The organism is Achromobacter sp. MUI-25009338 (assembly GCF_057359325.1).
On the sequence record NZ_CM170627.1, the window covers coordinates 1,190,522 to 1,205,087 of the forward strand.

Genomic DNA, 14,566 nt, shown 5'->3' on the forward strand with positions numbered 1-14,566 from the left:
CCCGGTTCATCCGCGCCGCGGTATAAAAGACGCCTGATCCATCCCCTTTTGAATCCCCCATTTCCACAGAGAGGCCCGGCGTTGCGCGACCCTAGAACCGGATTCAGGCCCGCAGGCATGCTGCCGGCCTGCGCGCTCGCGCTCGCGCTGATCGCGGGGCCGGTGGCCGGCCTGGCCGACGAGAGCGACCACGAGCGCGCGCGCCAGGCGCTGCAGGCCGGCAAGGTGCTGCCGCTGGGCGCGGTGCTGGACATCGTGGAGCGCGATTTCCCGGGGCAGGTGGTCAAGGTCGAGTTCGAGGAGGACGACGACGAATTCATCTACGAGATCCGGGTGCTGCAAAGCGGCGGCGGCATCCTCAAACTGAAGCTCGACGCGCGCGACGGCACGCTGCTGGGGATCAAGGGCCGCGACATCAAGTTCAAAGGCGAACCCTGATGCGGATACTGGTGGTCGAAGACGAACCCACGCTGGCCGGCCAGCTCGCCGAGGCGCTGCGCGCCGCCGGCCATACCGTGGATGCCACCGCCGACGGCGAATCGGCGCGCTACCTGGGCGACGTGGAGGCGTTCGACGCGGTGGTGCTGGACCTGGGCCTGCCCGTGGTGGACGGCCTGACCGTGCTGAAGGCCTGGCGCGCCGGCGGTCGCAACATGCCGGTGCTGATCCTGACCGCGCGCGACAACTGGCATGAAAAAGTGGCCGGCATAGACGCCGGCGCCGACGATTACCTGACCAAGCCGTTCCACATGGAAGAGCTGCTGGCGCGGGTGCGCGCGCTGCTGCGCCGCAGCACCGCGCACGCCAGCGCGCAATGGCGTTGCGGCCCGTTGCTGCTGGACACGCGCCAGGCGCGGGTCAGCGTGGACGGCCGTCCGCTGACGCTGACCAGTCACGAATTCAAGGTGCTGTCGGTGCTGATGCAGCGCGCCGGCGAAGTGGTCTCGCGCAGCGAACTGACCGAGCACGTCTACGCGCAGGACCTCGACCGCGATTCCAACACCATCGAGGTCTTCGTCGGCCGGCTGCGCAAGAAGCTGCCGCCCGACACCATCGAAACCGTGCGCGGGCTGGGCTACCGCCTGGCGGCCCCGCAATGACGCGGCCCGCGGCGCGCTCGCTGCGGCTGCGGCTGCTGGCCGGCACGCTGGCCTGGATACTGGCCTCGGTGGCGCTGGCGGGCTGGGGCCTGGCCAGCCTGTTCCGCCAGCACATCACCCAGCAACTGCGGGCCGAACTGACGCTGCACCTGAACCAGCTGACGGCCGCCCTCAACGTCGGCGCGGACGGCCGGCCGGCGGTGGCCCCGCCGCTGAGCGATCCGCGCCTGGAGCAGCCGCTGTCGGGCCTGTACTGGCAGATCGACCGGCTGGCCGCGAACGGGCAGCCGGCCGCCGCCGGCGTGGCGCGTTCGCGTTCGTTGTGGGACCAGACCCTGCAGGCGCCGCCCGAGGCGCCGGGCGAGGGCGACCGCGCCTACGACGTGGCCGGCCCCGGCGGGCGCGAACTGGCCGCGCTGGGGCGCGTGGTCACGCCGGCCGAGGACGGCGCGGCGCCGCTGCGGCTGCTGGTGGCGGCGGACCGCGCCGCGCTGGCCGAACCCATCGAACGCTTCAACCACATGCTGGCGATCGCGCTGGGCGCGCTGGCCGCCGGGCTGACCGTGGCCGCGGTGGTGCAGGTGCTGGTCGGCCTGCGGCCGCTGGCGCGGCTGCGGCGCGAGCTGGCGGCGCAGGACGCGGGCGACAGCCGCCGCATCGAGGGAAGTTTTCCCAGCGAGATCCAGCCGCTGGTCGACGATTTCAACCAGGTGCTGGCGATGAACGCCGAGATCGTGCAGCGCGCGCGCACCCAGGCCGGCAACCTGGCGCACGCGGTCAAGACGCCGCTGGCCATCCTGGCCAACGCCGCCGCGCGCGAGCAAGGGCCGCTGGCGGCGCTGGTGCGCGAGCAGGTCGGCATGGCGAACCGGCAGATCGACTACCACCTGGCGCGGGCCCGGGCCGCGGCGGCCTCGGGCGCGGCCGACGGACGCACGCCGCTGGCGGAAACGGCGCAGGGCCTGCTGCGCGTGGTGCGGCGCCTGTACGCGCAGCGCGGCCTGCAGATCGAGGACGCCCAGGCCGCGCCCGGCCTGGCGTTTCGCGGCGAACAGCAGGACTTGCAGGAAATGCTGGGCAACCTGCTGGACAACGCCTGCAAGTGGGCGGCCGGCCGGGTGCGGCTCACGGCGCAGGAGGACGGGCCGGGGCGCCTGTCGATCCACGTCGACGACGACGGCCCGGGCATCGAGGACCACGAGCGCGAGCGCATCTTCCTGCGCGGCGTGCGCATGGACGAACAGCGACCCGGCTCGGGCCTGGGCCTGGACATCGTGCGCGACCTGGCCGCCACCTACGGCGGCGAGGTAAGCGCGGCGCGCTCGCCGCTGGGCGGGCTGCGCGTGTCGCTGCGGCTGCCGGCCGCCTGAACCGCGGGCGCGGCTACTTGATCAGGGTGACCGGCGCGTCGGCCAGCTGCAGCACCTGGTTGGCGGCCGAGCCGATCAGGATGTTGGCCAGCGCGCCGTTGCCGCGCGTGCCCATGACGATGCGCTCGCAGCGGTGGTCGCGCGCGTAGCCGGCGATTTCGCTGGCCACGTGGCCGAAGGCGACGTGCCGCGTGTAGGCGGTGCCGGTCACGTCGAGCAGCTTGCGCGCCTCTTCCATCGCCTCTTCGCCTTCGCGGGCGTAGAACTCGTCGATCATGTCCTGGGTGATGAGCCGCGACAGGCCGGCGCGGCCCTGCACGGGCGTCTGGACATTGAGCAGGTGGATGTGGGCGGCGCCCGCGCCCTGGGCGAGCTCGCGGGCGTACAGGACGGCGCGGTTGGCGTAGTCGGAGCCGTCGACGGGGACCAGGATGTTCAGCATGGTTGTTCCTCCGGGCCTTACTTGGCCAGCGTGACGGGCAGTTCCGCCAGGTGCAGGACGCGGGTTGCGACCGAACCCAGGAACCACGACGAAACCGAGCCCAGGCCGCGCGAGCCCATGTAGATCTCGTCGGCGTCGGTTTCCTGGGCGACGCGCACGATGGTGTCGGCCGCCGCGCCGATTTCGATGCGTTCCTCGAACGGCACGCCGGCCTTGCTCAGCAGCGCGCGGGCGGCCTGCAGGGCGGCCTCGCCTTCCTCCTGGTGGTAGGCGTCGATCTCGGCCTGCGACAGGCCGCGGCCGATCTTGCCGGCCTGCAGCGGAATCTGGACGTTGAGGAGTTCGACCCGTTCGACCGGGGCGTAGCGGCGGGCGTCGATCAGGGCCTGGACGGCGTGGAGGGACGGCTGCGAACCGTCCACGGGGATCAGGATGCGTTTCACGGGTGTCTCCGGATGAGCGCCGGCGTGCGCTGTACGCCCATTATTGGCCGAATCGCGCCGCCGCGGAATGCGCCGGATCAAGCCGCCGGCATTCAGCGCCAGCGTTCGGCCAGCGCGTCGGCGGCCAGCGCCTGGCCCAGCAGGCGGCTGGCCTGCGCAGCGAGCGCGCCGGCCGCGCCGCTGGTCTGTAGCCGCAGCGCGCCCGGGCCGCCCGCGCTCAGCAGGCCGCGTTCCTGCAACTGGTGGCGCAGCCTGCGCGCCACCGGGGCGCCGGTTTCCAGCAGCGGCACGCCGGGGCCGGCGGCCGCCTCGATGGCCTCGCGCAGGAACGGGAAATGGGTGCAACCCAGCACCAGCACGTCCGCGCCGGCCTCGCGCAGCTGCGCCACCGGGCCGCGCACCGCGGCCTCGGCCTGCGGCCCGTGCAGCACGCCTTGCTCCACCAGCCGCACCCATTCGGGGCAGGGTTGCAGCAGGATGCGCACCTCGGGCGCCTCGCGCCGCACCAGGGCGGCGAACTTGGCGCTGGCCAGCGTGCCGGTGGTGGCGAACACGCCGACCACGCCGCTCTGGGTCAGGTGGGCGGCCGGCTTGATCGCCGGCTCCACGCCGATGATGACCAGCCCGGGATGGCGCTGGCGCAGCTGCGCGATGGCGGCCGCGGTGGCGGTGTTGCAGGCCACCACCATGGCCTTGGCGCCGCAGGAGACGAAGTAATCGGCCAGCGTGGCGGCGCGCTGCGCCACGAACTGCGGCGTTTTTTCGCCATAGGGCACGTGCGCGGAATCGGCCACGTACAGCAGGGATTCCTGCGGCAGCGCGTCGCGGATCGCGCGCAGCACGCTCAGCCCGCCGACGCCGGAGTCGTAGATGCCGATGGGGGATTCGGAAAGCATGAAAGAAAAGCGGATTGGGGTGTGCGGCAGTGTAGCGCCGCGGCGCTCACGGCGATTCCTGGCGGTGGCGGCGGACCTCTTCGATCAGCCTGCGGGCCGCGCCCGACAGCGGCGCATCGCGCCAGATCAGGTTCAGCGGCGCGCGCAGCGAGGCGGGCCGGCTGACGCTGACGTAGACCACACCCTCGATGTTGACGCGGCGCAGCGACGCCGGCACCAGCGAGACGCCCAGCCCGGCGGCAACCAGGCTCAGCGTGGACAGCATGCGCGGCGCTTCCTGCGCGATGCGCGGGCTGAAACCGGCGGCGGCGCAGGCCGCCAGGATGGCGTCGTACAGGCCCGGCCCGCTGTGGCGGCGGTACAGGATCAGGGATTCGTCGGCAAGTTCGGACAGCGCGATGCGCTGGCGCGGGCGCCGCCGCACCGCCGGATGGTCGGCGGGAAACGCGGCCAGCATGGTTTCGTCCAGCACTTTTTCCACCACCACGCCGCGGTCCGGGCCATAGGGGCCGCGCACGAACGCCACGTCCACCCGGCCGTCGCACACGTCGTCCATCAGTTCGCCGGTGCTGCTTTCCTCCAGCACCAGCCGCACGTTCGGCGCCAGTTCGCGAAAGCGCCGGATCACCGAGGGCACGAACGGGTGGAAGGCGGCCGATCCGGTGAAGCCGACGGTCAGGCGGCCGGCCTCGCCCTGCGACACGCGGCGCACGCCTTCGACCGCCTGCTCGGTGAGCGCCAGGATCTTGTGCGCGTCCTCCAGCAGCGCGCGGCCGCTTTCGGTGAGTTCCATGCCGCGCGGCAGGCGGTGGAACAGCGTGACGCCCAGCTCCTCTTCCAGCACGCGGATCTGCTGGCTGAGCGGCGGCTGGCGGATGCCGAGCCGCGCCGCGGCCTTGGTCAGGTGGGATTCTTCCGCCACCGCCACGAAGTAGCGCAGCAGCCGCAAGTCGATGGACGCCATATGTACCCGATATGAGTCAGTAGATTTCCATATATTAGACATTATCTAGTGGGGAGAGTAGGCTGCAAACTCTTTACTGGTCACATAAAAATGAACGCAGCAGCACCCTCCACCACCGAGGCCGCCTTGCGGCCCCCGCCCACCTGTGGGCAACTGTTCTACGGATTCCTGATGCTCGGCCTGACGGCCTTCGGCGGCGCGCTGCCGCTGGCGCGCCGCATGGTGGTCGAAAAGCACCGCTGGCTGAGCGGCCCCGAGTTCACCGATCTGCTGGGCCTGTGCCAGTTCCTGCCGGGCGGCAACATCATCAATCTTTCGGTCGCGCTGGGCATGAAATTCCGCGGCCCGCGCGGCGCCTTCGCGGCGCTGATGGGCCTGATCCTGGCGCCGTCGATCATCGTGATCATGCTGGGCATGGTGTACGACCGGTTCCAGGACGATCCGCACATCCAGCACCTGTTCGCCGGGCTGGCCGCCGCCGCCGCGGGCCTGCTGATCTCGATGGCGGTGAAGATCGGCACCCCGGTTTTCAAGCGCCGCGACTGGCTGGCCGGCGCGGTCGCCACGGTGTGTTTCATCGCCATCGCCGTGCTGCGCATTCCGCTGCTGCCGACCATGGCGGTGCTGACGCCGCTGAGCATCCTGATGGTGTGGAGGCAGCGTCGATGATCCATACCCTTATCGCGCTGGGCCTGATCTTCGCCGAGCTGTCGGTGCTGGCCTTCGGCGGCGGCAACACCATCCTGCCCGAGATGCAGCGCCAGGTCGTGCAAGTGCATGGCTGGATGAGCGCGGCGGACTTTTCGGCCCTGTTCGCGCTGGGGCAGGCCGCGCCGGGTCCCAACCTGATGGTGGTCACGCTGGTGGGCTGGCACGTGGCCGGCGGCCTGGGCGTGCTGGTCACCACCATCGCCAAGTTCGGCCCATCCTCGGTGATCACCGTGATCGCGCTGGGCCTGTGGGAACGCTTCAAGGACCGCCCGTGGCGCGGCGTGATCCAGGCCGGCATTTTCCCCATGACGGTGGGCCTGGTGGCCGCCAGCGCGGCCCTGATCACCGAGGCCTCGGTGCACAGCTGGCTGCTGGGCGCGATCGCCGCGCTGGTGGCGCTGCTGGGCAGCGTGACCCGCATCCATCCGCTGTGGCTGCTGTTCGGCGGGGCGCTGGCCGGTTTGCTCGGCATCGGTTAGGGTAGGGGCTTGCCTCGCCACGCGCAGGAGCCCGCCATGCCCCCGCTCAAGGATTTCGAGCCCGAGACCGCCGCCGCCAGCCTGCCGTTCTTCCATGCGCACCGGCGCCTGGTGCTGTGCGCCGCGCTGCTGCTGGCCGGCGCCGGCGTGCTGTACGCCGCGGGCCTGCCGCTGGTGCTGGCGCTGCTGCTGGGGTTCGACCTGGGGGCGCTGGTCTTCCTGATCCTGACGGCACGCGTGTTCGGCCGCACTAGCGCCCAGGCCATGCGCCGCCACGCGCAGGAGCAGGACGTGGGCCGCACGGGCGTGCTGTGGAGCAGCGTGGCGCTGTCCTGCATGGTGATGACGGCGCTGTGGGTGGAGCTGCGCATCGAGGAAGGCGCCAGCAGCGTGCTGGCCATGCTGGCCGCCGCCGCGACCATCATCCTGTCGTGGCTCTACATGAACATGATCTTCGCGCTGCATTACGCCCACGGCTATTACGGCCACCGCAACGCCATGCACAAGGGCCTGGACTTTCCCGGCACGGAAGATCCGGACTACTGGGACTTCGCGTATTTCGCGCTGGTGCTGGGCATGACCTTCCAGGTGTCGGACGTGCAGATCGTGAACCGGCGGCTGCGCCGCACCGCGCTGACGCACAGCGTCATCGCGTTTTTCTTCAACGTGTTCATCATCGCCATCAGCGTGAACGTGGCGGCCGGGCGCGTCTAGGGCCTGTGCGTGGCTCCTTTTAGTGTGAACAGGCCCTAGGCCGCCGCCAGCCGCCACAGCGAGGTCACCTCGCGCGAGCGCGCCGCATGCAGCGGGTCGGCCGTGTCGGCGGCGCGGCCGTGGGTGGGCCGGGTGTCGAGCCGGCCCGCCACGCGCAGCCCGGCCTGGGCGATCCATTCCAGCAGCTGTTCGCGGCTGCGCAGGCCGAGGTGCTCGGCCAGGTCCGACAGGATCAGCCAGCCTTCGCCGCCTGGCGCCAGGTGCGCGGCCAGGCCGTCCAGGAAGCCGCGCAGCATGCGGCTGTCGGGGTCGTACACGGCGTATTCCACCGGCGAGCTGGGGCGCGCCGGCACCCAGGGCGGGTTGCACACGACCAGCGCCGCGCGGCCCTCGGGATAGAGGTCGGCCTGCGCCAGTTCCACCCGGTCTTCCAGTCCCAGCCTTTGCAGGTTTTCGCGGGCGCAGGCCAGGGCGCGCGGGTCCTGGTCGGTGCCGACCACGCGCCTGAAGCCGCGGCGCGCCAGCACGGCGGCCAGCACGCCGCTGCCGGTGCCGATGTCGAAGGCGGCGTCGCCGGGCGGCAGCGGCGCCTGCGCCACCAGGTCCACGTATTCGCCGCGCAGCGGCGAGAACACGCCGTAGTGCGGATGGATGCGCGCGCCCAAGGCCGCGATCTCCACGCCTTTCTTGCGCCATTCGTAGGCGCCGATCAGCCCCAGCAGCTCGCGCAGCGAGGCCACGTAGGGCTCGTCGGCCGGGCCGTAGGCGGCTTCGCAGGCCTGGCGCGCGTCGGGCGCGCGGCGCAGGGCGATGCCGTGGCCGGCGTCGAAGCCGATCAGCAGCATGCCCAGGATGCGGGCGCGCTGCGACTGGAACTGGCGGTGCTGGTTGAAGGCGTCGCGCAGCGTGGCCGCGGGCTTGCGCGGACGCTTGTCGACGCGCCGCGCCATGGCCTGCAGCAGCTGGCGCGCGTTGTGGAAGTCGCCGCGCCACAGCAGGCCGACGCCCTCGCAGGCCTGGCGGTAGGCCTGGTCCGCGCCGAGCGTGTCATCGGCCAGCACCACGCGCCGGGGCGGCGCGGCGCCGCTTTCGGAACGCCAGCGCGCGGCGCGGGCAAGCTGGTTTTCTTCCCAGTGGATTTCGGGCGGGTTCAAGGCGTCGCTCCGGCGGGCCGGCGCGCGCGGGACAGGGCAGTCATTCGGATGCAAAAGAAAAGGGCGCGGGCTGCCAATGTAGCAGCTTCGCGCCCCGCCGCCGGCTATTGCGCGCGGGCGGCCGGCGTCAGGCGCTGGCGGTTCTGCGTGACCGCCTCCAGCACCAGGCCGTGCAGGCGGGTGTCGCCGGCGTCGCCGTCGGGGCTGCGGGCCAGGAAGTCCAGGAGCTCGTTGCGCATGCGCGGCTCCCAGAATTTATGGATGTGGTTGGCCACGCCCTCGAGCGCCTCGTGGCGGTCGGGCATGGCTTCGAAGAACTGGCCGATGCGGTTGGCCATGCGGATGAGGTTGCCGATTTCCATGCGTGGTGTAGTCCGGTTCAGGTGACGATGCGCTCGGGATGGGAGTACAGCGTGGCGTCGTCGCCGCGCAGGAATCCCAGCAGGGTCAGGTTGGCGTCCTGCGCCAGGCGGATGGCCAGCGAGGTGGGCGCGGACACGGCCGCCAGCACGCCGATGCCGGCCGCCGCTGTCTTCTGCACCATTTCGAAGCTGGCGCGGCTGGTCACCGCGGCGATGCCGGCGTCGGCGCGCATGCCCTGGCGCGCCAGGGCGCCGATGAGCTTGTCCAGGGCGTTGTGGCGGCCCACGTCCTCGCGCACCAGCGCCAGCGCGCCGTCGGCGCCGGCCCAGCCCGCGGCGTGGGTGGCGCCGGTCAATTCATGCAGCGCCTGGCGCGCGCGCATGGCGCGCATGGCGGCCAGCACCGCCTGCACGCGCACCGGCGCGGCGCGGGTCAGGGGCGCGACGGGACGCAGCACTTCGGGCAGCGTTTCCACGCCGCACAGCCCGCAGCCGGTGCGCCCGGCCAGCGCGCGCCGGCGGGCCTTGAGACGCGCCTCGCAGGCGCTGGAGATTTCCACCTGCACCACGATGCCGTCGGGCCGCGGCAGCAGGTCCATGCCGCGCACGTCATGGACGCCGGCGACGATGCCTTCGGACAGCGCGAAGCCCAGCGCGAAGTCCTCCAGGTCGGCCGGCGTCGCCAGCATGGTGGCGTGGCTGATGCCGTTGAACTCCAGGGCCACCGGGGTTTCCTCGGCCACGTAGTCCTCGGCGCCGGCGCCGAAGGCGCCCGCGCGCAGGCGGGTGATGGGCACCCGCGCGCAGTCGGCGCGGGCGGCGGGAGCGGGGAAGGGCAGGGACATCATGGCGGTTCGCGGCCTTATTTGCCGGCCAGCGCGGCGGCGTCTTCGCGTTCGCGTTCGCGCAGCAGCTTGTGCTGGATGTCGGCGAAGCGCGACCACTCGCGCTGCCATTCCGAGGGCTGGGACACGCGCGTGACCTGCACGGCGGTGACCTTGTACTCGGGGCAGTTGGTGGCCCAGTCGGAGCTGTCGGTGGTGACCACGTTGGCGCCCGATTCGGGGAAGTGGAAGGTGGTGTACACCACGCCCGGCTGCACCCGGTCGGTGATCGTGGCGCGCAGCACGGTTTCGCCGGCGCGGCTCTGCACGCCGACCCAGTCGCCGTCGCGCACGCCGCGGTCCTCGGCGTCCTGCGGATGCAGTTCCAGCAGGTCCTCGCTGTGCCAGGCCACGTTGGGCGTGCGGCGGGTCTGGGCGCCCACGTTGTACTGCGACAGGATGCGGCCGGTGGTCAGCAGCAGCGGGTAGCGGCGCGTGCTGCGCTCGTCGGTGGGCACGTACTTGGTGATCATGAAGCGGCCCTTGCCGCGCACGAACTCGTCCACGTGCATGGTGGGCGTGCCGTCGGGCGCCTCGTCGTTGCACGGCCATTGCAGGCTGCCCAGGCGGTCCAGCTTCTCGTAGGTGACGCCGGCGAAGGTCGGCGTCAGCCGCGCGATCTCGTCCATGATCTCGCCGGGATGGCTGTAGTTCATGGGGTAGCCCAGCGCGTTCGACAGCGCCACGGTGACTTCCCAGTCGGACTTGCCGTTCCTGGGCTGCATCACCTTGCGCACGCGCGAAATGCGGCGCTCGGCGTTGGTGAAGGTGCCGTCCTTCTCCAGGAAGGACGAGCCCGGCAGGAACACGTGCGCGTACTTGGCGGTCTCGTTCAGGAACAGGTCCTGCACCACGATGCACTCCATCGCCGCCAGCGAGGCCGCGACGTGCTGGGTGTTGGGATCGGACTGCACGATGTCCTCGCCCTGGCAGTACAGGCCCTTGAACGAGCCGGCCAGCGCCGCCTCGAACATGTTGGGGATGCGCAGCCCGGGCTCGGGCTGCAGGGTCACGCCCCAGTCCTGTTCGAACTGGCTGCGCACCGCGTCGTCGGAGATATGGCGGTAGCCCGGCAGTTCGTGCGGGAACGAACCCATGTCGCACGAGCCCTGCACGTTATTCTGCCCGCGCAGCGGATTGACGCCCACGCCTTCGCGGCCGATGTTGGCCGTGGCCATGGCCAGGTTGGTGATCGCCATCACGGTGGTCGAGCCCTGGCTGTGTTCGGTCACGCCCAGGCCGTAATAGATGGAGCCGTTGCCGCCGGTGGCGTACAGGCGCGCCGCGCCGCGCACGGCCTGCGCCGGCACGCCGGTGATGGCCTCCATCGCCTCGGGCGAGTTCTCGGGCAGCGACACGAAATCGCGCCACTGCTGGAAGGACTTGGCCTCGCAGCGCGCGGCCACGAAGGCTTCGTCGATCAGGCCTTCGGTGGCGATCACGTGGGCCATGGACGACAGCAGCGCGGTATTGGTGCCCGGGCGCACCTGCAGATGGAAATCGGCCTTGATGTGCGGCGAACTCACCAGCTCGATGCGGCGCGGGTCGATCACGATCAGGCGCGCGCCCTGGCGCAGGCGGCGCTTGAGGCGCGAGGCGAACACCGGGTGGCCGCTGCTGGGGTTGGCGCCCATGACGATCACCACGTCGCTGTGCATGATCGAATCGAAGGTCTGGGTGCCGGCCGATTCGCCCAGCGTCTGCTTCAGGCCGTAGCCGGTGGGCGAGTGGCAGACGCGCGCGCAGGTGTCGACGTTATTGGTGCCGAAGGCGGCGCGCACCAGCTTCTGCACCAGCCAGGTTTCTTCGTTGGTGCAGCGCGACGAGGTGATGCCGCCGACCGCGTCGCGGCCATAGCGGCCCTGGATGCGGCGGAATTCCGAGGCCGCGTAGGCGATCGCCTCTTCCCACGACACTTCCTTCCACGGGTCGGTGATGCGCTGGCGGATCATGGGCTTGAGCACGCGCTCCTTGTGGGTCGCGTAGCCCCAGGCGAAGCGGCCCTTCACGCAGGAATGGCCACGGTTGGCCTGGCCGTCCTTCCAGGGCACCATGCGCACCACTTCCTGGCCCTTCATCTCGGCCTTGAAGCCGCAGCCCACACCGCAATAGGCGCAGGTGGTGACCACCGAATGCTCGGCCTGGCCCATCATGATGACGGTCTTTTCCTGCAGCGTGGAGGTCGGGCAGGCCTGCACGCAGGCGCCGCAGGACACGCATTCGCTGTCCAGGAACGGCTGGTCCTGGCCGGCCGCCACGCGCGATTCGAAACCCTTGCCGGAGATCGTCAGCGCGTAAGTGCCCTGGGTTTCCTCGCAGGCGCGCACGCAGCGGTTGCAGACGATGCACTTGGACGGGTCGTAGGTGAAGTACGGGTTCGATTCGTCCTTGGCGTCTTTCAGGTGGTTGGCGCCCTCGTAGCCGTAGCGCACGTTGCGCAGGCCCACCACGCCGGCCATGTCCTGCAGTTCGCAGTCGCCGTTGGCCGGACAGGTCAGGCAATCCAGCGGGTGATCGGAGATGTACAGCTCCATCACGCCGCGGCGCAGGTCGTGCAGCTTGGGCGTTTCGGTATGGACCACCATGCCGTTCTCGGCCGGCGTGGTGCAGGACGCGGGATAGCCGCGGCGGCCTTCGATCTGCACCAGGCACAGCCGGCAGGAGCCGAACGGCTCCAGGCTGTCGGTGGCGCACAGCTTGGGGATGTTGATGCCGGCCTCGGCGGCCGCGCGCATCAGCGACGTGCCCTCGGGCACGGTGACGGCCTGGCCGTCGATGGTGAGGGTGACGGTGACGGCGGATTCGCGCGCCGGCGTGCCCAGGTCGCGATCGCGCTTGATGACGGTTTCTAGCATGGCGGTCTCGGGTTCAGGCCGTGTGAGCGGCGGGCTGGGAGGATTCGATGCCGAAGTCCTGCGGGAAGTGGTTCAGCGCGGACAGCACGGGGTAGGGCGCCATGCCCCCCAGCGCGCACAGCGAACCGGCCAGCATCGTGTCGCAGAGGTCGCGCAGCAGGTGCACCTGCTGTTCGCGCCCGGGGCCGCCGGCGGCGATCCGGTCCAGGGTTTCGACGCCGCGCGTCGAACCGATGCGGCAGGGCGTGCACTTGCCGCAGGATTCGATGGCGCAGAACGCCATCGCATAGCGCGCCATGCGCGCCATGTCGACAGTGTCGTCGAAGGCCACCAGGCCGCCGTGGCCGATCATGGCCGAGATCTGCGCATAGGCCTCGTAGTCCAGCGGCACGTCCCATTGCGATTCCGGCAGGTAGGCGCCGAGCGGCCCGCCCACCTGCACCGCGCGCAGGGGACGGCCCGAGGCGCTGCCGCCGCCGAAGCCGTACAGCAGGTCGCGCAGGGTCAGGCCGAAGGCCTTTTCCACCAGCCCGCCGTGCTTGAGATTGCCGGCCAGCTGGAACGGCAGCGTGCCGTGCGAGCGGCCCACGCCGTAGTCGCGGTAGTAGGCCGCGCCGCGCGCCAGGATGATGGGCACGGTGGCCAGCGAGATCACGTTGTTGATGACCGTGGGCCGGCCGAACAGGCCGGAGACGGCGGGCAGCGGCGGCTTGGCGCGCACCACGCCGCGCTTGCCTTCGATGCTTTCGAGCAGCGAGGTTTCCTCGCCGCAGATATAGGCGCCCGCGCCCACCCGGACCTCCAGGTCGTAGCGGCGTCCGCTGCCGTGCACGTCCCCGCCCAGCCAGCCGGCTTCGCGGGCGCGTTCGATGGCGGCCTGCAGCGTGGCGATGGCCTGCGGATACTCCGAGCGCACATAGATGTAGCCCTGCGTGGCGCCCACCGCCAGGCCGGCGATGGTCATGCCCTCGATCAGCACGTAGGGGTCGCCTTCCATCAGCAGGCGGTCGGCGAAGGTGCCCGAATCGCCTTCGTCGGCGTTGCAGACGATGTATTTCTGGCCGGCCGGGGCCGCGGCCACGGTGCGCCACTTGATGCCGGTCGGGAACGCCGCGCCGCCGCGCCCGCGCAGTCCGGACTCCGCCACTTCCTCGACGATCTGCGCCGGCGCCATGGCCAGCGCGCGCTGCAGGCCCTGCAGGCCGTCGTGCGCGGCATAGTCCTCGAGCGACAGCGGATCGGTCACGCCGACGCGGGCGAAGGTCAGGCGCTCCTGTTGCTTGAGATAGGGAATTTCCTCGGTCAGGCCCAGGCGCAGCGCGTGCGCGCCGCCGGCCAGCCAGCCGGCGTCGAACAGTCCGGCCACGTCCTCGGGCTGCACCGGGCCGTAGGCGATGCGGCCCTGCGGCGTGGCGATTTCGACCAGCGGCTCCAGCCACAGCATGCCGCGCGAACCGTTGCGCACGATCCGCACGTCCAGGCCGCGTTGCGCCGCGGCGCGTTCGATGTCCAGGGCCACGGCGTCGGCGTCCAGGGCCAGGGCCGCGGCGTCGCGCGGCACATAGATGACGATGGGGGCGTTCATGCGTCGGCCTCCCGCAGGCCGGCCAGCAGCCGGTCCAGCTTTTCGGGGGTGACGCGGGCCCGGGGCCGGCCGTCCAGCATGACCGCCGGCGACTGCGCGCACAGCCCCAGGCAGTACACCGGCTCCAGCGACACGGCGCCGTCGGCCGAGCGGGCGTGGAAATCGCAGCCCAGCGCGGCGCGCGCGTGTTCGGCCAGGCGTTCGCCGCCCATGGCCTGGCAGGCTTCGGCGCGGCAGACTTCCAGCCTGTGGCGCGCCGGCGGTTCGCTGCGGAAATGCGGATAGAAGGTGATGACGCCGTGGACCTCGGCGCGCGACAGGTTCAGGGCCTCGGCGATGGTCTGCACCGCCTCGGCCGGAATACAGCCCAGTTCGTGCTGCACCGCGTGCAGCACGGGCAGCAGCGGGCCGGGCTGGTCTTTCAGCCGGGCCAGTATGCGGGCGGTGGCCGCGATGGCCGGGGTGGGGGACGCCTGGGCCGCGTCCAGGGCCATCTGGCCGCCGCGGGCGCCGCCGCTGGACGCCAGATCGGATGTTGCCTCGCGCGCTTGCACGTCGGTCTCCTCCTGTATTGCTGTGGTGTGGGGGGGCCGTTTTTGAGATTTAT

The 14,566-nt window shown here is 71.1% G+C and carries 16 protein-coding genes; 6 read left to right on the top strand and 10 right to left on the bottom strand.

Annotated elements, in window-relative coordinates:
• Positions 1–117: 117 nt before the first annotated feature.
• From AC1IQ6_RS05525 to AC1IQ6_RS05535, 3 genes are read left to right on the top strand one after another with little or no spacing between them, the layout of a single operon-like run.
• The gene (locus AC1IQ6_RS05525) at positions 118–438 is read left to right on the top strand and encodes a PepSY domain-containing protein (protein ID WP_102773751.1); all 321 of its coding nucleotides are present in this window, start codon (positions 118–120) and stop codon (positions 436–438) included.
• Positions 438–1,100: a response regulator transcription factor gene (locus AC1IQ6_RS05530; RefSeq protein WP_485866007.1), complete on the top strand. Its 663-nt coding sequence runs from the start codon at positions 438–440 to the stop codon at positions 1,098–1,100. Before AC1IQ6_RS05525 ends, AC1IQ6_RS05530 begins: the two co-directional genes overlap by 1 nt.
• Positions 1,097–2,470, top strand: coding sequence for a sensor histidine kinase (locus AC1IQ6_RS05535; protein WP_102773749.1), 1,374 nt, complete (start codon positions 1,097–1,099; stop codon positions 2,468–2,470). The genes AC1IQ6_RS05530 and AC1IQ6_RS05535 overlap by 4 nt, the downstream gene beginning before the upstream one ends.
• Before the next feature lie 13 nt (positions 2,471–2,483).
• Here the strand turns inward: AC1IQ6_RS05535 and AC1IQ6_RS05540 are convergent, their stop codons facing one another.
• The 4 genes from AC1IQ6_RS05540 to AC1IQ6_RS05555 all read right to left on the bottom strand — a co-directional run bounded on the left by AC1IQ6_RS05540 (position 2,484) and on the right by AC1IQ6_RS05555 (position 5,215).
• Positions 2,484–2,912 carry a universal stress protein gene (locus AC1IQ6_RS05540; protein WP_102773748.1) on the bottom strand — a complete coding sequence of 143 codons (429 nt, stop codon included), beginning with the start codon at positions 2,910–2,912 and terminating at the stop codon, positions 2,484–2,486.
• A 17-nt stretch (positions 2,913–2,929) separates the two neighbouring features.
• Positions 2,930–3,355: a universal stress protein gene (locus AC1IQ6_RS05545; protein WP_102773747.1), complete on the bottom strand. Its 426-nt coding sequence runs from the start codon at positions 3,353–3,355 to the stop codon at positions 2,930–2,932.
• 92 nt (positions 3,356–3,447) lie between these two features.
• Positions 3,448–4,251 (bottom strand): glutamate racemase, encoded by an 804-nt coding sequence (gene murI, locus AC1IQ6_RS05550; protein ID WP_102773746.1) that lies wholly within the window; start codon positions 4,249–4,251, stop codon positions 3,448–3,450.
• A gap of 46 nt (positions 4,252–4,297) precedes the next feature.
• Positions 4,298–5,215, bottom strand: coding sequence for a LysR substrate-binding domain-containing protein (locus AC1IQ6_RS05555; RefSeq protein ID WP_111825692.1), 918 nt, complete (start codon positions 5,213–5,215; stop codon positions 4,298–4,300).
• A 90-nt stretch (positions 5,216–5,305) separates the two neighbouring features.
• On the opposite strand from AC1IQ6_RS05555, the gene AC1IQ6_RS05560 reads away from it, so the two are divergent.
• Genes AC1IQ6_RS05560 through AC1IQ6_RS05570 form a run of 3 tightly spaced genes read left to right on the top strand, consistent with a single transcriptional unit; the run spans position 5,306 to position 7,119 of the window.
• Positions 5,306–5,884 (top strand): chromate transporter, encoded by a 579-nt coding sequence (locus tag AC1IQ6_RS05560; protein ID WP_479731176.1) that lies wholly within the window; start codon positions 5,306–5,308, stop codon positions 5,882–5,884.
• On the top strand, positions 5,881–6,405 hold the full coding sequence (locus AC1IQ6_RS05565; protein ID WP_102773743.1) for a chromate transporter: 525 nt from the start codon (positions 5,881–5,883) through the stop codon (positions 6,403–6,405). The genes AC1IQ6_RS05560 and AC1IQ6_RS05565 overlap by 4 nt, the downstream gene beginning before the upstream one ends.
• Positions 6,406–6,441: 36 nt before the next feature.
• Positions 6,442–7,119 carry a DUF1345 domain-containing protein gene (locus AC1IQ6_RS05570; RefSeq protein ID WP_102773742.1) on the top strand — a complete coding sequence of 226 codons (678 nt, stop codon included), beginning with the start codon at positions 6,442–6,444 and terminating at the stop codon, positions 7,117–7,119.
• 35 nt (positions 7,120–7,154) lie between these two features.
• On the opposite strand, the gene AC1IQ6_RS05575 is transcribed toward AC1IQ6_RS05570, so the two are convergent.
• The 6 genes from AC1IQ6_RS05575 to AC1IQ6_RS05600 form a co-directional block, all read right to left on the bottom strand.
• Positions 7,155–8,273 carry a methyltransferase gene (locus AC1IQ6_RS05575; protein WP_102773741.1) on the bottom strand — a complete coding sequence of 373 codons (1,119 nt, stop codon included), beginning with the start codon at positions 8,271–8,273 and terminating at the stop codon, positions 7,155–7,157.
• Positions 8,274–8,377: 104 nt separating this feature from the next.
• Positions 8,378–8,635 (bottom strand): formate dehydrogenase subunit delta, encoded by a 258-nt coding sequence (locus AC1IQ6_RS05580; protein WP_111825689.1) that lies wholly within the window; start codon positions 8,633–8,635, stop codon positions 8,378–8,380.
• A gap of 17 nt (positions 8,636–8,652) precedes the next feature.
• A complete protein-coding gene (gene fdhD / locus AC1IQ6_RS05585) occupies positions 8,653–9,483 on the bottom strand; it encodes a formate dehydrogenase accessory sulfurtransferase FdhD (protein WP_485866008.1) in 831 nt (276 codons plus the stop codon).
• 14 nt (positions 9,484–9,497) lie between these two features.
• On the bottom strand, positions 9,498–12,374 hold the full coding sequence (gene fdhF / locus AC1IQ6_RS05590) for a formate dehydrogenase subunit alpha (RefSeq protein ID WP_485866009.1): 2,877 nt from the start codon (positions 12,372–12,374) through the stop codon (positions 9,498–9,500).
• 13 nt (positions 12,375–12,387) lie between these two features.
• Positions 12,388–13,959, bottom strand: coding sequence for a formate dehydrogenase beta subunit (locus tag AC1IQ6_RS05595; RefSeq protein WP_485866010.1), 1,572 nt, complete (start codon positions 13,957–13,959; stop codon positions 12,388–12,390).
• A complete protein-coding gene (locus AC1IQ6_RS05600) occupies positions 13,956–14,513 on the bottom strand; it encodes a formate dehydrogenase subunit gamma (RefSeq protein WP_102773737.1) in 558 nt (185 codons plus the stop codon). Before AC1IQ6_RS05600 ends, AC1IQ6_RS05595 begins: the two co-directional genes overlap by 4 nt.
• Between the last annotated feature and the right edge of the window lie 53 nt (positions 14,514–14,566).